The organism is Actinomyces sp. oral taxon 849 str. F0330 (assembly GCF_000239715.1).
Taxonomy (GTDB): domain Bacteria; phylum Actinomycetota; class Actinomycetes; order Actinomycetales; family Actinomycetaceae; genus Actinomyces; species Actinomyces johnsonii.
Genome location: NZ_JH470349.1, coordinates 301541 through 320738 on the forward strand (window position 1 = coordinate 301541; position 19198 = coordinate 320738).

General features: G+C 64.9%; 20 protein-coding genes and 2 tRNA genes. 15 read left to right on the top strand and 7 right to left on the bottom strand.

The genetic code is table 11. From position 1 onward, the window contains the following. From HMPREF0975_RS03285 to HMPREF0975_RS03310, 7 genes are all read left to right on the top strand, one after another. A partial coding sequence (locus HMPREF0975_RS03285; protein ID WP_009232714.1) for a DUF721 domain-containing protein occupies window positions 1-376 on the top strand: 376 nt, incomplete at its 5' end. A 306-nt stretch (window positions 377-682) separates the two neighbouring features. Further along, window positions 683-2710 carry a DNA topoisomerase (ATP-hydrolyzing) subunit B gene (gyrB, locus tag HMPREF0975_RS03290; protein ID WP_009232715.1) on the top strand — a complete coding sequence of 676 codons (2028 nt, stop codon included), beginning with the start codon at window positions 683-685 and terminating at the stop codon, window positions 2708-2710. Window positions 2711-2778: 68 nt separating this feature from the next. Further along, window positions 2779-5451, top strand: coding sequence for a DNA gyrase subunit A (gyrA, locus tag HMPREF0975_RS03295; RefSeq protein WP_009232716.1), 2673 nt, complete (start codon window positions 2779-2781; stop codon window positions 5449-5451). Next, on the top strand, window positions 5448-5933 hold the full coding sequence (locus tag HMPREF0975_RS03300) for a DUF3566 domain-containing protein (RefSeq protein ID WP_009232717.1): 486 nt from the start codon (window positions 5448-5450) through the stop codon (window positions 5931-5933). Before gyrA ends, HMPREF0975_RS03300 begins: the two co-directional genes overlap by 4 nt. Window positions 5934-5982: 49 nt before the next feature. After that, window positions 5983-6056 (top strand) — tRNA-Ile (locus HMPREF0975_RS03305). A 30-nt stretch (window positions 6057-6086) separates the two neighbouring features. Then, window positions 6087-6221: a DLW-39 family protein gene (locus HMPREF0975_RS16585; RefSeq protein ID WP_009232718.1), complete on the top strand. Its 135-nt coding sequence runs from the start codon at window positions 6087-6089 to the stop codon at window positions 6219-6221. 31 nt (window positions 6222-6252) lie between these two features. After that, window positions 6253-6328: transfer RNA gene (locus HMPREF0975_RS03310), tRNA-Ala, on the top strand. Between the two features lies 1 nt (window position 6329). On the opposite strand, the gene HMPREF0975_RS03315 is transcribed toward HMPREF0975_RS03310, so the two are convergent. Continuing rightward, complete coding sequence (locus tag HMPREF0975_RS03315) at window positions 6330-7022, bottom strand: TetR/AcrR family transcriptional regulator (RefSeq protein ID WP_009232719.1); 693 nt, start codon at window positions 7020-7022, stop codon at window positions 6330-6332. A 102-nt stretch (window positions 7023-7124) separates the two neighbouring features. Between HMPREF0975_RS03315 and HMPREF0975_RS03320 the strand changes: the two genes are divergently transcribed. From HMPREF0975_RS03320 to HMPREF0975_RS03350, 7 genes are all read left to right on the top strand, one after another. Next, complete coding sequence (locus HMPREF0975_RS03320) at window positions 7125-7640, top strand: HXXEE domain-containing protein (RefSeq protein ID WP_009232720.1); 516 nt, start codon at window positions 7125-7127, stop codon at window positions 7638-7640. A gap of 107 nt (window positions 7641-7747) precedes the next feature. Beyond that, window positions 7748-8137, top strand: coding sequence for a hypothetical protein (locus tag HMPREF0975_RS03325; protein ID WP_009232721.1), 390 nt, complete (start codon window positions 7748-7750; stop codon window positions 8135-8137). Beyond that, window positions 8134-8337: a helix-turn-helix transcriptional regulator gene (locus HMPREF0975_RS03330; protein WP_021609847.1), complete on the top strand. Its 204-nt coding sequence runs from the start codon at window positions 8134-8136 to the stop codon at window positions 8335-8337. Before HMPREF0975_RS03325 ends, HMPREF0975_RS03330 begins: the two co-directional genes overlap by 4 nt. Before the next feature lies 1 nt (window position 8338). Next, window positions 8339-8839: a MarR family winged helix-turn-helix transcriptional regulator gene (locus tag HMPREF0975_RS03335; RefSeq protein ID WP_049939368.1), complete on the top strand. Its 501-nt coding sequence runs from the start codon at window positions 8339-8341 to the stop codon at window positions 8837-8839. A 396-nt stretch (window positions 8840-9235) separates the two neighbouring features. Next, window positions 9236-10204: a quinone oxidoreductase family protein gene (locus tag HMPREF0975_RS03340; protein ID WP_009232724.1), complete on the top strand. Its 969-nt coding sequence runs from the start codon at window positions 9236-9238 to the stop codon at window positions 10202-10204. 56 nt (window positions 10205-10260) lie between these two features. Then, the gene (locus HMPREF0975_RS03345; protein WP_442852326.1) at window positions 10261-10719 is read left to right on the top strand and encodes a GyrI-like domain-containing protein; all 459 of its coding nucleotides are present in this window, start codon (window positions 10261-10263) and stop codon (window positions 10717-10719) included. Beyond that, window positions 10716-11564, top strand: a complete 849-nt coding sequence (locus tag HMPREF0975_RS03350) for an AraC family transcriptional regulator (protein ID WP_009232726.1) — start codon at window positions 10716-10718, stop codon at window positions 11562-11564. Before HMPREF0975_RS03345 ends, HMPREF0975_RS03350 begins: the two co-directional genes overlap by 4 nt. Window positions 11565-11651: 87 nt before the next feature. On the opposite strand, the gene HMPREF0975_RS03355 is transcribed toward HMPREF0975_RS03350, so the two are convergent. From HMPREF0975_RS03355 to HMPREF0975_RS03375, 5 genes are all read right to left on the bottom strand, one after another. After that, the gene (locus HMPREF0975_RS03355) at window positions 11652-12440 is read right to left on the bottom strand and encodes an ABC transporter (protein ID WP_009232727.1); all 789 of its coding nucleotides are present in this window, start codon (window positions 12438-12440) and stop codon (window positions 11652-11654) included. Continuing rightward, on the bottom strand, window positions 12440-13354 hold the full coding sequence (locus HMPREF0975_RS03360; protein WP_009232728.1) for an ABC transporter ATP-binding protein: 915 nt from the start codon (window positions 13352-13354) through the stop codon (window positions 12440-12442). The genes HMPREF0975_RS03355 and HMPREF0975_RS03360 overlap by 1 nt, the downstream gene beginning before the upstream one ends. After that, entirely contained in the window at window positions 13354-13575 is a 222-nt protein-coding gene (locus HMPREF0975_RS03365; RefSeq protein WP_009232729.1) for a PLDc N-terminal domain-containing protein, read from the bottom strand. Before HMPREF0975_RS03365 ends, HMPREF0975_RS03360 begins: the two co-directional genes overlap by 1 nt. A 53-nt stretch (window positions 13576-13628) precedes the next feature. Next, window positions 13629-14171, bottom strand: coding sequence for a helix-turn-helix domain-containing protein (locus tag HMPREF0975_RS03370; protein ID WP_009232730.1), 543 nt, complete (start codon window positions 14169-14171; stop codon window positions 13629-13631). 139 nt (window positions 14172-14310) lie between these two features. Continuing rightward, window positions 14311-17157: a CshA/CshB family fibrillar adhesin-related protein gene (locus tag HMPREF0975_RS03375; RefSeq protein WP_009232731.1), complete on the bottom strand. Its 2847-nt coding sequence runs from the start codon at window positions 17155-17157 to the stop codon at window positions 14311-14313. Window positions 17158-17429: 272 nt separating this feature from the next. Between HMPREF0975_RS03375 and HMPREF0975_RS03380 the strand changes: the two genes are divergently transcribed. Beyond that, window positions 17430-18191 carry a Rossmann-like domain-containing protein gene (locus HMPREF0975_RS03380; protein ID WP_009232732.1) on the top strand — a complete coding sequence of 254 codons (762 nt, stop codon included), beginning with the start codon at window positions 17430-17432 and terminating at the stop codon, window positions 18189-18191. 38 nt (window positions 18192-18229) lie between these two features. On the opposite strand, the gene HMPREF0975_RS03385 is transcribed toward HMPREF0975_RS03380, so the two are convergent. Beyond that, a complete protein-coding gene (locus HMPREF0975_RS03385; protein ID WP_009232733.1) occupies window positions 18230-19084 on the bottom strand; it encodes an aldo/keto reductase in 855 nt (284 codons plus the stop codon). Window positions 19085-19198 lie beyond the last annotated feature (114 nt).

A 19198-nucleotide genomic window follows, 5' to 3' on the forward strand; every position in this document is an offset into this window, starting at 1 on the left:
ACGGCGCGAGCTGCGCCGCATGGTGGCCGACAACGGCTGGGCTGGAAAGCTCGCGGTGGCAGGTGTCGTCGCCAGATGGCAGAGCATCGTGGGCGACCAGATCGCCGAGCACTGCACGATCGAAGCCTTCGAGGCCGGACGCATCACCCTGCGTGCCTCGTCCTCGAGCTGGGCCCAGCAGCTCCGGCTCCTCCAACCCACCATCGAGGCCAGGATCGTCGAGGCCCTGCGCTCGGGGCCCGGCGGACGCCAGGCCGGAGGCATCAGCACGGGCGAAGGCGTGGAGCTGCGGATCCTGGGACCAGCCGGACCCTCCTGGAAACGGCGCGGCGTCGGCCTGCGCGGCGCCCGCGGTCCGCGCGATACGTACGGCTGAGACGGCGGGCGGTAACATAACCACCAAAGCTCCGGCAGTGACCGAAAAACGAGGGATCGGACGACTCGGTGACCCGCGTGAGACAGAGGTGACCACGGGCACGCTCCCAGCTGCCCCCAGCGCAGCGGGTCGAGAGCCTTTCTACGCTAGAATGCGGTGAAACCGCCCAAGGTGCGCCCAGGACCGTCCTGATGTACCCACCTACGTGCGCGCATGATCCTCCTCAGGATCGTCGTGTGAAGGGGCCGGACGGAGACATCGGACCACTGAGGTCCCGATGCGCACAGATTGAGGAGCAACTGACACGTGTCTGACCAGGACGCCACTGTGAATCATGATTATGGAGCCTCGGACATCACTGTCCTCGAAGGGCTCGAAGCGGTCAGGAAGCGCCCCGGCATGTACATCGGTTCCACCGGTGAGCGTGGGCTGCACCACCTCGTCTACGAGGTTGTCGACAACTCCGTTGACGAGGCCCTGGCCGGCTACTGCGACCACATCAAGGTCACCATCCTGGCCGACGGCGGCGTGCGCGTCAGCGACAACGGCCGTGGCATCCCGGTTGACGAGCACCCCACCGAACACAGGCCCACCGTCGAGGTCGTCATGACGATCCTGCATGCTGGAGGCAAGTTCGGCGGTGGCGGGTATGCGGTCTCCGGCGGTCTGCACGGCGTGGGCATCTCCGTGGTCAACGCCCTGTCGACCCGGGTGGACACCGAGGTCCACCGGCAGGGATTCGTGTGGCGCATGTCCTTCGCCGACGGCGGTCGCCCCATCACCGAGCTCATTAAGGGCGAGGCGACGGACACCACCGGCACCACCCAGACCTTCTACCCGGACCCGAGCATCTTCGAGACGGTCGACTTCGACTACGAGACGCTGCGCCGTCGCTTCCAGCAGATGGCCTTCCTCAACAAGGGCCTGCGCATCACCCTGACCGACGAGCGCGTCGGCGTCCAGGACGCCGGCGATGAGATCACCGGTGACGACTCCGCCCCGGACGCCCCCGAGGTCGGTTTCCGCACCGACTCCTACTGCTACGAGCACGGCCTGCGCGACTACGTCGCCTTCCTCAACAAGTCCAAGAAAGCCGAGCTCATCCACCCCGAGATCATCGATTTCGAGGCCGAGCAGACCCTGGGCGAGACCCACTCCATCAGCCTCGAGATCGCCATGCAGTGGACCAGCTCCTACTCCGAGTCGGTCCACACCTATGCCAACACGATCAATACCACCGAGGGCGGCACCCACGAGGAGGGCTTCCGCACTGCGCTGACCACATTGGTCAACAAGTACGCCCGGGACAAGGGCCTGCTCAAGGAACGCGACGACAACCTCACCGGCGACGACATCCGCGAAGGCCTGACCGCCGTCATCTCGGTCAAGCTCTCCGAGCCCCAGTTCGAGGGCCAGACCAAGACCAAGCTTGGCAACACCGAGGCCCGCACCTTCGTTCAGCAGACGGTCTACGGGCAGCTCGGCGACTGGCTGGACTCCCACCCGACCGATGCCCGTGCCATCATCACCAAGGCCTCCCAGGCCGCCGCCGCGCGCATGGCCGCTCGCAAGGCCCGTGAGGCCACGCGCCGCAAGGGTGTCCTGGAATCCGCCTCCATGCCCGGCAAGCTGCGCGACTGCTCCTCGAAAATCGCCGAGGAGTCGGAGATCTTCATCGTCGAGGGCGACTCGGCCGGCGGCTCCGCCGTCGGCGGCCGGGACCCCGAGCACCAGGCGATCATGCCGATCCGCGGCAAGATCCTCAATGTGGAGAAGGCGCGCCTGGACCGGGCCCTGTCCTCTGACACGATCCGCAGCCTCATCACCGCTTTCGGCACCGGCATCGGCGAGGACTTCGACATCACCAAGTTGCGCTACGGCAAGATCGTCATCATGGCCGACGCCGACGTTGACGGCCAGCACATCGCCACCCTGCTGCTGACGCTCCTGTTCCGCTACATGCGCCCACTCATCGAGCACGGCCACACCTACATCGCCATGCCGCCGCTGTACCGGCTCAAGTGGTCCAACGCCGAGCACGAGTTCGCTTACTCCGACGCCGAGCGCGACAAGCTGCTGGCCGCCGGCCAGGACAAGGGCCGCCGCCTGCCCAAGGATGGTGGGATCCAGCGCTACAAGGGTCTGGGCGAGATGAACGACCACGAGCTGTGGGAGACCACCATGGACCCCTCGACTCGCATCCTTAAGAAGGTCACGCTCGACGAGGCGGCCGACGCCGACGAGACCTTCGCGATCCTCATGGGCGACGACGTCGAACAGCGGCGCTCCTTCATCCAGCGCAACGCCTCCGACGTCCGCTTCCTGGACATCTGAGCGGTACCGGGCCGCACGTGAACCGCCCGCCTACTTCCGGCGACATCCTCTGAACACGAAGGAATCCTGTGAGCGACGAAGTTGAAGAGATCATCGGCGACGAGGGAGCGACGAACGTTGCCGCTCCCGAGCGCATTCAGCCGGTCGACCTCCAGATGGAGATGCAGCGCTCCTACCTCGACTACGCGATGAGCGTCATCGTGGGCCGGGCTCTGCCGGACGTGCGCGACGGGCTCAAGCCGGTCCACCGCCGCGTCCTGTACGCCATGTACGACGGCGGCTACCGCCCTACCGCCTCCTTCTCCAAGTCCTCCCGCGTCGTCGGCGACGTCATGGGCACCTACCACCCCCACGGCGACAGCGCCATCTACGACGCCCTGGCCCGTCTGGTCCAGTGGTGGTCGCTGCGCTATCCGCTGGTCGCCGGCCAGGGGAACTTCGGCACTCCGGGCAACCTGGGACCCGCAGCCCCCCGCTATACCGAGTGCAAGATGGCGCCCCTGGCCATGGAGATGCTCCGGGACATCGACGAGGACAGCGTCGACTTCCAGGACAACTACGACGGACGCAACCAGGAGCCGGTCATCCTGCCGGCCCGGTTCCCCAACCTCCTGGTCAACGGCTCCGAGGGCATCGCCGTCGGCATGGCCACCCGTATCCCACCGCACAATCTGCGTGAGATCGCCCGCGGCGCCCAGTGGTACCTCGAGCACCCCGACGCCTCGCGCGAGGAGCTGCTCGACGCCCTCATTGAGCGGATCCCCGGCCCCGACTTTCCCACTGGCGCTACGATCCTGGGCCGCCGGGGCATCGAGGACGCCTACCGCACCGGGCGTGGCTCCATCACTCAGCGCGCGGTGGTCAACGTCGAGGAGATCCAGGGGCGCCAGTGCCTCGTGGTCACCGAGCTTCCCTACCAGGTCAACCCCGACAACCTGGCCGATAAGATCGCCCAACTGGTGCGCGACGGCCAGGTGACCGGCATCGCCGACATCCGCGACGAGACCTCCGGGCGCACCGGCCAGAGGCTCGTCATCGTCCTCAAGCGCGACGCCGTGGCCAAGGTGGTCCTCAACAATCTCTACAAGCGCACCCAGCTTCAGGACAACTTCCCGGCCAACATGCTCGCCCTGGTCGACGGGGTACCGCGCACGCTGAGCCTGGACGGGTTCGTGCGCCACTGGGTCAGCCACCAGATCGACGTTATCGTGCGCCGCTCGCGCTTCCGCCTGCGCAAGGCTGAGGAGCGCCTCCACATCCTCGAGGGCCTGCTCAAGGCGATCGACGCCCTCGATGCCGTCATCGCCCTCATCAGGCGTTCGCCCACCACCGAAGAGGCCCGCATCGGCCTCATGGGTCTGCTGGACGTCGACGAGGCCCAGGCCGAGGCGATCCTCTCCCTCCAGCTGCGCCGTCTGGCCGCCCTGGAGCGCCTCAAGATCCAGGAGGAGTCCGAAGAGCTGCGCGCCCGGGTCAAGGACCTGCGCGAGATCATCGCTTCCCCGGAGCGCCAGCGGGGCATCGTCTCCGACGAGCTCGCCGAGATCGTTGAGAAGTACGGGGACGAGCGCCGCACCCGGATCGTTCCCTTCGACGGCGAGATGAGTATGGAGGACCTCATCCCCGAGGAGGACGTGGTCGTCACCATCACCCGCTCGGGCTACGCCAAGCGCACCCGCACCGACTCCTACCGCTCCCAGCACCGCGGCGGCAAGGGAATCCGCGGCGCCACGCTGCGCGAGGACGACGTCGTCGACCACTTCTTCGTCACGACGACGCACCGCTGGCTGCTGTTCTTCACCAACTACGGCCGCGTCTACCGGGCCAAGGGCTACGAGCTACCCGAGGGCGGCCGAGACTCCAAGGGCCAGCACGTGGCCAATCTCCTGGCCTTCCAGCCCGGCGAGGAGATCGCCCAGGTCATGGAGCTCCAGGACTACAACCAGGCCGACTTCCTGGTCCTGGCCACCCGACGCGGCCTGGTGAAGAAGACGCGCCTGAGCGAATACAACTCCAACCGCTCAGGCGGCGTCATCGCCATCAACCTGCGCCAGGACGAGGACGGCAACTACGACGAGCTCGTCTCCGCCAGACTCCTGAGCACCGGCCAGGACCTCCTCCTGGTCTCCCACGCCGGACAGTCGCTGCGCTTCCACGCCGACGACGACACCCTGCGTCCCACGGGCCGGGCCACCAGCGGCGTGACCGGTATGCGGTTCCGGCCGGACGACTACCTTCTGGCCATGGACGTCGTCGACCCCTCCTGGCAGGACGCCGACCTGTTCGTCGTCACCGAGGGTGGCTACGCCAAGCGCACCAACGTCGTCGACTACCCGGTCAAGGGTCGCGGGGGCCTGGGTGTCAAGGTCGCCAACCTCGTCGAGGCGCGCGGCAACCTCGTGGGCGCCCTGGTGACTGACTCCGGCGATGAGGTCCTATGCATCATGGCTTCGGGCAAGGTGGTGCGATCCGCCGTCAGCGAGGTCTCGCGCACGGGGCGCGCCACCCAGGGCGTGACCTTCGCCAAGCCCGACGCCGGAGACCGCATCATCGCGGTGGCCCGCAACACCGAGCGGGATATGGAGGAGGCGGTCGACGCCGCCGATAGCGGCCCGAGCGCCGACTCCGCCAATGAGGCTCCGGCCGGTGCTGCACCGAAAGGTGAGACTGATGACTCTCCTGCGGACTCAGTACCTGACGCGGTAGCGTTGGAAGACAACGAGAGTGAGGTCGAAGCATGAGCCAGCCGGTTTCCATGTCCCCCGACGGCGGGCAGTCCGCAGGTGCCGCATCCATCGTGGGTGGCGCGGATGCCTCGGGCGGCAAGAGTAAGAAGAGCAAGAAGACCATCGCCGGGCCGCGACGCGTGCGGCTGGCCCTGACTCGGGTGGACCCCTGGTCGGTGATGAAGGCGAGCTTCTTGCTCAGCTTCGCGGGCGGCATCATGCTCATCGTCGCCACGGCCGTTGTGTGGTTCATGCTGGACGCCATGCACGTCTTCTCCACCATCGAGGACCTGGTCAAGACGGTGGCCGGCGAGCGCTCCAACACCTTCTCCGCGATCGTGGCCTACCTGGAGCTGCCACGGGCGCTGGCCGTCTCCACAATCATTGCCGTGGTCGATATGGTGCTCGTGACGGCATTGACCACGCTCGGCGCTTTTCTTTACAACATCACCGCCACCCTTGTTGGTGGGATCCATCTCACGCTTGCGGACGAGTGATCGGATTTGGTCTCCCGTAGCCGGGTAGGTTAATCTCTTCCGGTCGCACGGGCCTATAGCTCAGTCGGTTAGAGCGCATCCCTGATAAGGATGAGGTCGCTGGTTCGAGTCCAGCTAGGCCCACCGTCCGCGGTGAGACGATGAGGAGGTTTCATGAGGAACCGTACATTCGTATCAGCCGCGGTCTTTTTGTTCCTGGCTGCCACCGGTTATGCCGCGTGGCTCAGGTTCGAGGCGGCCCGAATGGAGCGGGCCGCATGGGCTGAGGTCACCGATCCCGTCGACTGAGAATAGACGTGATCGACTGATCATTCCCTCAGGGGCCATGGCGCAATTGGTAGCGCACCTGCTTTGCAAGCAGGGGGTTACGGGTTCGAGTCCCGTTGGCTCCACCATCTATTTCTTCATATTCTCGGCTCCCCGAGGCGATCCATGATGATCCGCCTCGGGGAGTATTTTTGGCTCCGTCGGATCCGAAGAAGAATCGGGACGGGGAAGCCGACGCCCCGCAACGGCGTCGGCAATCGTGAAGGCCTCCTCCAGTGTCGGCGTATGTCCCAAGTAGTTGTGCCGGTACAGGCCGGCTCCGATCATCATGTCCACGCTCGTCTCCGCGTCCGGTCCCTTCCAGGAGGTCTGCTCAATGGCGCGCCGAACGGCGTCGATCGCAGCATCGCGCAGAGGGCTGATAACGCGTTCTCGGTAGAGACGGGCAGTCTCGGGGCGGTTGACGAGCTCGAGGGCCAGCTGCGGCAGGGCGCCGGCCAGAGGCGAGCTGATGAGCAGGGTGTGTGTACGGACGACGATCTGGGATAGGTCGACCAGCGGGTCGTCACCGATGACAACTCCCCGTTCCCCCAGGGCATCGTCAACGGCGGCAACAGCAAGATCCGTCAGAGAAGGCCATCGCCGATAGATCGTCGATTTCGGGACTCCGGCACTGCGGGCGACATCGTCGACCCGCAGGCCCCGAAACCCCCTTTGGGCGAGCAAAGACGTTGTGGCCTGAAGAATCCGCTGGTCGACGGCGGTGTCTCGGGGACGTCCACCGCGTCCACCCGGGCGGTCCTCTCCGGAAGGATCACTCATCTGCACTTCTCCTCGCGATGCTGACGGGAAGTCTGGCAGAGCCGGCACGGAAGCGCTACTGTTAGTTGCGCAACTATTAGTATCGAAACCGGAGGTGATGACATGGACTCCGTCTCACTGGCGACTGGAGGCCTGTTCTTCTCATGGCTGGCCCACGATCTCGAGGAACTGGCGACGATGCCCGGCTGGACCCACCCGGCCTTGGACAAGATTCCCTTCTTGCCCGACGATATTCGGCGCAACGGCTGCTCGCGCGAGCATGTCTACCTGGGAATCGGTCTGATGGGCGGCCTCATGGCGGCCGCCTCGATCGACGGCTACCGCACGCGCGGGCGTTCGTTCCTCTATCAGGCCGTGCTCTACGGCTACGGCATGCACACCTTCAGCCACCTGGCCACGGTGGCCCTCGCCCGGCGCTACACCCCAGGGTCGGCGACGGCGCTGCCGATCGTCCTGCCCTTCTGGATCTTCGCGAAGCGGACACTGCGCGCCCACGGGGTCGAGGTGCGATCTCATCCATGGGTCATTCCCGCCTTCCCGGTCGTTGTCGGCAGTGCCCTCGGAAGCACGTACATGGTGACCAGAAGGTCGTCGAGAAATAGAAGGACAACGTCATGAAGGAAAGTAACCTTGACTGAATGACAAGTTTCCTTTATACTTGGATGTGAGCCGGACCGGCAATGTCATCCGGTCGCTCTCGATGTCACCATTGGCGGAAGGCAGTCATGCTCGGTGATCGTAAGGCGGTTGTCTCCTACTCCATCCGATTTGGCATCGGCGCCGTTATCTACTCCGTCGGCGTTTTTGTCGGATTGAGGTGGGCGCGATCTCTGGGAGAAAGTCCCTGGCGCTTCGTCGTCGTACTGCTTCCCATGATTGGCGTCGCCGTCTGCACGTGGGCCATGATGAGAATATCGAGGGAAACAGATGAGATGCAGGCGAGAAAAGTGCTGGAAGCGCTCGTCATCTCCGCCGCGGGCACGGTCATTGCCAGTATGGCTTACGGATTCATGGAGGAAGTGGGAGCACCTCATATCAGCCTCATGTGGGTAACCGTTGTGTGGGCCTTCTTCTTCGGTGTCGGAATGCTGTGGTCAACCTGGCGGTACCGGTGAGGAATGATCTCAAGGTGCTGCGCGCCCAGCGCAGTTGGACCCAGGCCCGGCTCGCCGAGGAGCTAGGGGTCTCCCGCCAGACGGTCAACGCCCTGGAAGCCGGTCGCTACGACCCCTCCCTGCCCCTGGCCTTCGCCATCGCGCGTGTCTTCGGTCTGACCATCGAGGAGATCTTCTTCCCCGATGACGGTGCCTCTTAGGATGAGCACCGTGAGCCGCATCGTTGATATTCCGCCCCCGAGGCGGGGGCGTCGTGAGCTCGCCGAGGACACCAGGGTGCGCCTCGGTCTGCACATCAAGGCGGCGGAGCAGGCCATGATGGCTGCCAAGACCGAGGCTCTGCGGAGCTTCGGCATCACGGTGGCCCAGTACGTCGCCATGCTCTCCCTGTACTACGTACCCGAGCAGTCCTCGGCCCAGCTGGCCAGGGCCGCCGCGGTCACCCCGCAGACGATGGCGACCGTCATCGCCAAGCTGGAGCAGAAGCGCCTCGTCACCCGCCACCCCTCCTCCGACCATGCCAAAGTTCTCATTGCCTCACTGACCCCCGAAGGCGAGACCCTGGTTCTGCATGCCGATGAGAGTGCGCGGCGCATCGAGCGGTGCATGGCGGAGGCGTTCTCTGCGAAGGAGCGCGATCAACTCACCGAGATGCTTGAGCGGGTCACCACCCTCCTGCGGGACGGCCTCGGAGCCGAGTAGAGGCCGGCAGGTAGGAGGATTCCCGGCCCCGGATTCGTAGCGATCATGCGAGTGAGACGGGGTGCCGCATCTTCTCAACTTCTGGGTATGTCGCAACGTCTGAGCTACGGACGGGGTGGGCTGCACCGGGTTCCTGGGATAATCGGCTCGTTGGTGTCCAAATCGGTGACAAAGGACCGAAGGTCTCCAGACCGTATGAACGAGAACCTTGGAATCATGCGGTTTCACTCCCTCTCGCCGGCGACGGTCCAAGCCTTTGTCACCGATTTGGACATTCTTGGTCCTGTTGTGGCTCCTGATGGCGCTCACGTGGCTGCCGTCGATCAGCGGGCTATCCCGCATCGAGTATCAGATATCTGATACAGTGTTGATAACTGATACAGGAAGGTGTTGTCCATGAAGGCCATGCAGATCGTCAGCTTCGACGGCCCCTCCGGGCTGCGGTACCAGGACGCCCCCGTCCCCGAGCCCGGACCGGGTCAGATCGCGGTGGACGTGGACCATGCCGGTGTCGGCTACGTCGAGGCGCTCTTCACCGAGGGACTCGTGCCCATCGACCTGCCCTGGACTCCCGGGCTGGAGGTGAGCGGCCGCGTCCGCGCTTTCGGCGACGGGGTGGATGGCTATCGGGTCGGGGATGCCGTCGTTGCCCTGACCATCACCGGAGGTGGCGGCTACGGGCAGGTCGCCGTGGCTCCCGCGGAGCTCGTCGCACCGCTTCCGGCGGGACTCGATCCGGTCCTGGCCGCTGCGGTTCCGGCCAACTCGACGACGGCTCTCGTCGCCCTGGAGGAGATCGCCCACCTGCGCCGAGGTGAGAGCATACTGGTCCATGCCGCCGCCGGTGGCCTCGGCTCGCAGATGGGCCAGGTGGCCCGGCTGCTCGGGGCGGGCCGCGTCGTCGGCGTCACCCGCGGCGAGGCCAAGCGCCAGGAGATCCTGGACCTGGGCTACGACGAGGCCTGGCTCACCGAGGATCTCGCCGACGCCGAACCCGCCCAGTTCGACGTCGTCGCCGACCCGGTGGCCGGCCCGGCCAGGCTGCGCAGCCTCGACCTGCTGCGCACGGGAGGACGGCTCCTGGCTCTGGGGGATGCCTCCCAGGCGGAGGACCAGCAGGTGAGTACCACGTCGCTGTGGCTACGGGGCATCGGCGTCATCGGCTTCAACCTCGGAGCCTTCAGTCAGGTGAATCCGGCGCTCGTCGGAGGCCACCTGAGGCGTGCGGTGGAACTCGTGGCCTCCGGAGAGCTCCGCGTCCACATCACCGACCGGCTCCCGATCCAGGAGGCCGCTCGGGCTGTCACCGCAGTGCGCGCGGGAACGACCACCGGCAAGATCGTCCTGACCCATTCGCAGGACTGATGGCCCGCCCAGGTTCGCAAGAATCTTCAGTGATCTCTGGGCGCCACACGAGCATCATGGTGCGCATGAGAGAAACGATTGAGTCTTTCAACGTTGTCGGTCTGCCTCTTCGAACATCGAACCGCGAGGCGGCCCGCACCATTCCTCCTCACTGGCGGGCCGCTGCCGACGTCGGGCTCCTCGATCCCGAGAAGCCCGACGTCAGCCCCGGCATCTACGCGGTCTATACCGACTATGAGACTCCCGGCGATGATGTCGACGGCGTCTACACTCTCGTCATCGGCAGGCGCATTGAGGCCGAAGGTCCGGTTCCCCCGGGCCAGGTGACCGTGACGATCCCGGGGTCCATTCGAGAGATCATGACGGCGGTCGATGCTCGCCCGGAGAGTGTCTACGAGGCGTGGGTGGGTGTCTGGGCCCGCGAGGACCTGGCCCGTGAGTATCGCGCTGACTATGAGTACTACGCTCCCGACGACTCGATTCACCTGTCCATCGGGGTCCTTTCGGACGCATGAGGGCCGAGCAGTACCAACGCCAGCTCGACGCCGTCACTGACTACATCTACGCCCATCTCGACGACGACCTCAGCCTGGAGGTCCTCGCTCACGTCTCCGGGTTCTCCCGCTATCACTGGCACCGCATCTACCGAGCGGTGCGCGGGGAGACGGCCGCTCAGACCGTACGCCGCCTCCGCCTGGAGCGAGCGGCCGCCATGCTCACCGAGACCTCATGGTCGATAGAGCGGATCGCCTGGAAAGCCGGATTCACCGGCACCGAGGTGTTCAGCCGAGCCTTTCTCCGCTCCTATGGGACGACTCCCAGCCGATTTCGCACCGGCGGCCGCCCGGCGTCGACCGACTCGCCGGCGACGAGCAGCGGTTCGGGCTCGACGTCGTCGGCGAGAGAGGCGCCGGGATGGCCAGTGCGCGTGGAGGCGCGCTGCGGGTATCGACTTGCCGTATCTGAGCACTGCGGTTCCTATCTGGATATCGGCCGAGCGTTCAGCCGAGTCAGAGACCGTGTAGGAGTCGAGAACCTGATGGTCGCCATCTATGAGGACGATCCCGACGCTGTTCCCCCGGCTGATCTGCGCTCAGCGGCTGGAGCCGTCGTCGATCCTGGCACGAAGATCCCCCACGATCTCGTCGAAAGGAGAGTGCCAGCCGGCCGGTACGCGATCATGCGTTACGTCGGCCCCTACTCCTCGATGCACGATGCCTACCGGTGGCTCTACGGTCGGTGGTTGCCGAGCTCGGGTGAGGAGCCGCGAGACCATCCGATCGTCGAGGAGTACCTCACCGATCCGGCCTCCACCCCGCCTGTCGACGCCGTCACCGATATCCTCCTGCCGCTCCTGTGAGGTATCCGGTCTGATGGTTCACGCAGATGGGCGACAGACACCTTGGTGTCTGCCGCCCATCAAGATCGTCCTGACCCACGAGTCCTGCTAGGCATCGCGTCTGAGTGTCTGCCGTCCGGCGATGAAGACGCTTCCGGCGGAGCACAGTGCGATGACGACCAGGGCCGCGATCACCGGCATCGCATGCGGCCCCGTCGGCAGGAGCAGTGCGGTGGGAAGCCGGCGGGACATTCCCGGTACCTGGTTCATCACCGGCAGGACGAGGGCTAGGAGCGTGGTCAGGGCAATGGCCGTCGTCGTTCGACGCAGGCTTGCCGCAAGTAGGTGGCCGATGCTCATCGCCATGACGATATAGAGTCCGCAGGCCACCCACGTCTTGACCACCATTGCGGCGGGTGGACGTCCAATCGCACCGGCTGTCACGACGACGGTGAGGAGCAGGCCGCACGAGTACGTTGCCCATGCGATGAGCCAGTCGACGGCCAGACGCGGGAGCAGCATGGTGCTCAACCGGCGTACCCGGGTCCGGTAGAAGATCGAGGAGCCCGGACGCGTGTCCCAACCGACCGAGGTGATCGCCACCGCGACTGTCACAATGAGACCCAGCTGCATGGCGGACTGGTTGAACAGGGATACGGCATCGGCCGGTGTGGCCTGCGAGGCCGAGATCGTGAGCTGGTCGCTGCTCGCTGCGGCGCCGAGAATCTCAGGCATGTAGATCGCGAGTGCCGGACTGGACAGGCCGAAAAAGGCGAAGGCCACCAGTACCCCGAGACCGAGTCCGGAGCGTATGAGCCGGCGCAGTTCGACGACGAGAGAACTCGTGATGGAGGCTCTGGTGGGGTGGGCAGAGGCCAACCGAGACGGAGTGGACATCAGAACTCCTGTCTGGTGACAAGGTTGGCGAAGGATGCGTCGAGGTCACGGCCGGTCAGCGTCACCTCGAGCATGGGGGCGTCCACCTGCTCCATGACTTGCGGAAGCAGGGCCATACCCATGTCGAGGCTCGGAAACCGGACCGTGCACGTTGTCGTGGTCGGTGTGCTGAAGGAACCACTGGGAAACGCCTGATTCAGCCTCCTCGTCAGATGTGCCTGCTCGCCGGGCTCACAGGGGCGAAGGAACCTGAGGGTCCAGGAGGGTTCGCGACCCGAGCTGAGGAGATCCGCCGTCGTGCCCTGGGAGATGACGCGCCCCTCACTGATGACGATGACATGGTCGGCCAGCTGTTCGACCTCGCTGAGCAGATGGCTGGACAGGAGAATGCACCGATGCTGCTTCTGTTCCTGGATGAGGCGGCGCACGTCGGCGCGGCCAACAGGATCCAGGGCGCTGTTAGGTTCGTCCAGGATGAGCAGGCCCGGGTCCAGAACGAGTGCCGCCGCGATCCCCAAGCGCTGCAGCATCCCTCTGGAGAAGTCGGCGACCCGTCGCTTGGCCACACGGGCCAGCCCGCACTGATCCAGTGCCTCGAGGACACTGATGTCGCCGCAGGCGCCTGATAGTGCCAACGAAGTCTCCACGATCTCGGTTGCCGTCAACCATGACTCGAACTGAGGAACATCCGGGCAGTAGGCCACCGTCCGGCCAGTGGCGACCTCGATGTCGCCCTCATCGGCCGGGCACAGGCCGGCGATCACACTGAACAGGACCGTCTTACCTGCGCCGTTGGGTCCAATGACCGCCGTGACCGACTGGTCCCGAGCCTCCAGACAGATGTCATGGATCCCGGCTCCATTGGCGAAGACCCGACTCAAGTGGCTGATGTAAAGGGCAGTGCTGGGAGGCATCACAGGTCTCCGTCGCTCAGCGTTGTTCCCCTGCCTCGGCCCAGGGCTAGGTAGGCGACCGCTCCGAGGGGAACGACGAGCACCACGATGAAAGCCCAGGCCGCCTTGGGCAGGTGCTTGACGCGGGAGCGTCTGGCGATATCGATCAGACATGCCATGACCACGATGGCGACCAGGACGATGACGGGGATCCAGATAGCCAGATGGCCAGTGGCGCTCATGGTGACAGCTCGCTTTCTCGATGAGGACTGAGTGGGGAGGGCGCTGGGAGCGGTCAGGCGCTCTGCTCGCCGTCGGGCCGTGGGATCAGGACCGTAGTCAGCGTCCGACGTCGCCGCTCGCCCCCGGGTTGATTCCCCACCAGCTCTCGCAGAGCCCGGGAGACGGTGTCGAGAAACGCGTCGACCTCGGCCTGAGTCGCCCAGAAGCTGGCCTGGGTGAAGTTCACGCGGTCCTCGGTGAGATCAGGACGATCGCCATCGCGGATGTACGCGGCGAAGTCGCCGATGAGTCCGGTGGTGAAGACCGTGAACACCGTCATGAGCTCCTCGAGGCTCAAGGAGCCAAGATCCTGCGGGGTCGGGTTGGCCATCCCAGGGGTGACTCGGTACGTCTTCTCACTGGTCCCCCGGACCTGACGCTCCTGGGCCACCTCGATGAGTCCATGCGAGGCGAGATGGTTGATGTGCCGGTAGAGCGTCGCGATAGGGACGTCGGCAAGGCGTGCATGAAGCTGATGAGGTGTGAGGCCGCCGTCGGCGAGCAGTGTCTGGACGATACGCAGACGAACCGGGTGCAGCAGTGCGGAAGAGGCCATGCCCAAACAGTATCAGTATCGATATTGAAAACAAAGTTGGCGTGTGCGGAAACGGCTGACGGGCTGCCGATGCCGAAGCACCAACAGCCCGTCAGCCGCGCTCATCCGCGGGGAGGATTACTCCCTCATCGGTCTCTTGTCAGTCCATACCGGCTCGACGGCGTTTGCGCGCCTGGATCGCCATGACCAGCGCCGTGATCCCCAGCACTGCCCCTCCGGCGATGAGGTAGGTGGTTGCGGCGCTTCCACCGGTGAGGGGGATGGCGGGAACCGCCGATTTGCGGTTGGGGATGTTGCCCAGCGCCACGACCTGGTCCGGAGTGGAGATGGTGATGGTGCGGGGCGTGGCGTCGAGGACGTAACCGGTCGGCGCTTTGGTCTCAATGAGCTGGTAGGAGCCGTAACCCAGCTCTGCCAGCTTGAAGGCCCCTGGGGTCGCATCAGTGTCCAGACTGCCCTGGGCGCAGGTGCCCGCGCAGTCGGCGATGGTGCGGGCCTGGTCCGGTAGGGGGCGGCCGTTGGAGTCGAGAGGGGTCAGCGACCACTGGGCTCCCTTGATGGCGTTGCCCCGCTCATCGGTCTTGGTCCAGGTGACCGAGCCCTTGATCCGGGTGTTGGTGACCTGGCCCAGGTCGAGGGTGGGAGTGGCGTCGTCATTGCCTGCGGCGGGCGCCGATCCGTCCAGGGTCTTGGTCAGCGTCTCTGCGGAGATGTGGTAGCCGGCGGGTGCCTGGGTCTCGGTGATGGAGTACTCGCCCCAGGTGAGTCCCACGACCTTGAAGTATCCGGCCCGGGGATCCTGATCGACCGAACCCTTAGGGCAAGCGGTTTTGCCGTTGTCGGTGGCGCAGTCGCTCACCTCCACCTGGCCGTTATTCAGAGAGCTCGAGGCCAGGGTGAAGACCGTACCGGCCAGAGCGTTGCCGGCGTCGTCGACCTTGCTCCAAACGACCTGGCCGGGCAGGGCCGTGTTGACTATCGTGCACCTCATCCACTCGCCGGTGGCGAGATCCAGGGTCTTTGAGGCGGCGTCGAGGGTTGACGCCGGAGTCTTGATGTCCGAGTTCGGGTGCGGTGCGCAGGTGACGGTGGCCTTGTACCCGGCGGACTTGGCCGACGAGGAGGACTCGGACAGGACCGTCTTGCCCTGGGGTATGTAGGAGGCGCTGAAGCCGCCGGCTCCGGAGACCTCTGCGCCGGTCTTGGGGGAGGCGGTGAGCGTCCAGTCGTTGGCGGACAGGCCCAGGGATCCGGCTGCGGTGTTGTCCACCTCCTTGACCATGGTGAGGTTGGGGAGCTGGACCTGAATCTGGTGGTCTTCGACCTCTCCGTTGAGCGCGATGCCGGTGGGCTGAGGATCCTCGGCCGCCTGACCGTTGGCCAGTGGGCCGGTGATGCGCAGGCGCATGAAGGTTGCTGCGCCCTCTCCGTTGAGAGTGCTTCGCTTGGCGTCCTGGGGGACGGTCCAGTTCAGAGTGGCCTGGCCGGCTTTGGAGCAGGAGGTTACTTCGGAGCGCTCACCGGCGGAGAAGGAGCCGTCCCGATTCCAGTCCACCCAGCCGGCGACCTTGGTGCCGGTGCCTGAGCAGCTGATCTGCTGGCTCCACTGCTTGCCGATGTCGGTCCAGATGACGCGGTCCCAGTCAGTGGGAAGGGCGTCCTCGTCATCCACGCCGGTGGTGTCGTCTGCGCTGGCGTCGGCGCTGTAGACGATTCTCTCATCGTTATCAGTCAACTTGCCCAAACGCACCACAGCGGGACCGGCCGTAGCAAGGTGCTGTTGCCTGGCGGCCTGTGAAAGGTTGAACCAACTCCCGCTCTCGGCCTCCACCGGTCGGGACTGAGAAGAGATGTCGAGTGCGTCGTAGCCGGAAAGCTTTCCGCCGGTCCAACTGGGCTGGAAAACGCTGCCTGCGGTGCCGTAGCTCTCCGGTGCATCACCGTAGTCGATGTAGGAGACGACACCGAGGGCAACGGCACTCTTACCACCACCATGCACCTCGACGAAACCGCTCTGCATATTACTGATCAACATCACCGACGATGGACCGTAACCTCTATTAACTTGAGCGCTGCACTCGCCTCCATCTGGGCGTAGCTTAATACCGTTACGGTTGCCTACAGGAGTCGACATCGTAATGAGCCCGCCCCAGGAATTGGTATTGCATCCTGATTCCGATTGAGCGGTTTCCAGTAGACGATAGAAGACGTCACGGTTGGTGTCGTAAGGGGTGGGAGAGACGCCGATGTATTCTTTCTGACCGCCGGTTCCCTGCCAGTTGGAGCTCTCGGCGTCGGCGAAAACCATTCCCTCCATGGGAAGTTCCACCTTATTGGGAAGGGCATCGAGCTGGTTCTTAGCGGGCTTGGCGGAAGAGGTGACAAGATAGGCTTTACAGTCCACCTGGAATTGGTGAGTGGCGGAGTCTTGAAGATTGGCGATACCAATCAACATATTCGAACGGAAGTTGTTGCCGGTCGCAACTCCGTTGCTGTAGTTCGACCCGTCATTGTAAAGACGCGCCAGCCCGTCACCCCGCCAGTTTCCCGTATTGTATTCGACCTCGATTCCTTTGTGTGTGGTCAGCTTAGGTTCATTCCTTCCCACATTTGTGGTGATGACGTTGGAGATCGTGCATCGGCTCGTACGCCATATGTCACTAGACACCTGAGTCGGGGTGGACCAGGCGACGCCCGTTGCCCCATCGGGCAGAATTCGTGTCCAGTTCTCCGTTCTTGTGCCGGTCATCTCAGTCCAGTCGATCCAGTCGATGACGGGGGTGAAGCGGCCCGATCCTCCTGCCGGATTGCCGTTGACTGCCTCGGCCGGCGGGGTTGGCAGCGTGACGGTACTCAGCGCCGCCCAGGCTAGAGCCAGCGCACAAGCAGCAGCACCCGCCCGACGGTGTTTACGGGAACGATTCAACGACCGGCGTGGCGACATTGGCTCCGTGGTGGCTGAATGGGTGAAGACGCGGCGAAGCATGGAGTAATACCTCGAACTAGGGGCATGGGCCTCGTCACGCTAACACTGAACAGGTAGGAAAAATGCTACACAGGCGGCCTTGCAATGCAACAGTAATCTGATTGTGGAAAAATCTCGAACACATATTCTCTGAACCGGTGGAAAAGTAATTCTATGGTGCCTCGGTCGTCTGTATGTTCCCGGGGTGCCGGCCCGCCTGAGAACCTGTGTGCATGGCCAGGACCGCCTACGATGGGTGTGGGTAGGCTGCACTAACTGAAAGGTGACCCCTCATGTCTTCTCACCCGTGGGAGATCTACGATGCGCTTCTCGACGGACTGCCTGGCGATGCCGTCGTGCGTGCGGCGGGCCGGGGACCGCGCTGGAGCCGCGTCCTCAATTCTGCCGGCGGCCTCGGCTCGGCCTGGACCATGGACGTCCAGAGCCGTCCGACCCTCGTGGAGGGGCCTCTGGAGAGCCGCCCGCTGCGCGACGTCGCAGCCCTGGTGAAGTCCTGGAACCTCGCCGAGGCGAGCATCGGCCAGGCTGCCATCAACTCCTGGTACTCCCGCGAGGAGACGGCCGCCGCCAACGGGTTCGAGCCCACCGGTGAGGGGACTACTTGGCGCCAGGTCTTCGACCCCTATCGCGAGATGATCGTCGGCAAGAAGGTCGCAGTCATCGGCCACTTCCCCTTCGCCGAAGCCGCCCTGGCCAACGCGGGCGAGTACATCTGCCTCGAGCGCAACCTTCAGCCCGGCGACTGGCCGGACAGCGCCTGTGAGTACGTCTTACCCGAGTGCGACGTCGTCTTCATCTCCTCATCGAGCTTCGTCAATAAGACCGCGCCCAGGCTCATCGAACTCTCCCGCCACGCGCACACGGTCCTTGTTGGTCCCTCGACGCCGCTCAACCCCGTGCTCTTCGACGCGGGCGTCGACACCATCACCGGTTTCATCTCGGCGCGCTCCCTGGCGGATCCGGCCGCCCTGGCCGAACTGGTCCCCGCAGGAGACATCGGTCCCGGCTTCCGCGTCCACCGCCATCGCTCCTGATGATTGGAGTGGCCTAGGTGTGCTCCAAGCCGCGTCGATCACACCTGAATCTGATCCGGATGGGACCCGGTGCGCAGTCCCTGGTCCAGAGCGTTCAGCGCCGCCATCTGCGTATCGTCGAGCGTGATGCCGAAGACGTCGGCGTTGGCCGCCAGGCGCTCACGATGAGTCGATTTTGGAATGACCACCAGTGAGTTCTGCAGGTGCCATCGGATGATCACCTGGGCCGGACTCGCCCCGACCGCCTCGGCGATCTCTACGACCGTCGGCTCTGCCAGTAGCCTGCCCCGCCCCAACGGAGACCAGGACTGCGTAACGATGCCCATCTGCGCGTGCATCGCGCGCAGCTCGGACTGAGTCAACCAGGGATGCAACTCGATCTGGTTGACCGCCGGAACCACGTCCGTGGCCCCCACGATCCGGCGCAGGTGCTCGGGCTGGAAGTTGGATACGCCGATGGCGCGCACCCGTCCGCTGTGGAGGATCTCAATCATGGTGCGCCAGGTGTCGACCAGGTCGATCCCGGCCGATGCCGCCAGCGGCCAGTGGACGAGGAACAGATCGAGGACGTCCAGGCCCAGGGCCTCCATGGTGGCGTCGAAACTGCGCAGCGCGTCATCGCGCCGATGGTTGGGGTTGTTGAGCTTGGAGGTGATGAACAAGTCCCGGCGCGGCAGACCGCAGACAGCGATCGCCCGCCCCACCCCGGCCTCGTTGCCGTACATCTGGGCCGTGTCGACGTGCCGGTAACCCACCTCCAGGGCGTCGCAGACGACCCGTTCGGCTTCGTCGTCGGGAACCTTGTAGGTGCCGACCCCCAGCTGAGGAATGAGCACCTCCTCCCCGTTGGTTCCGCGGGTCAGAGCGAGAGCAGGAACGGACAGAGCGCACATGCTCCCAGGCTACCTACGGTTCGGGGCAGTGGGGCGGGAACGCTGTGCAGGATGACGGCGACGGCGCCACGCGGGAACCCGCGTGGCGCCGTCAACGACGGATTTGGATGGCCA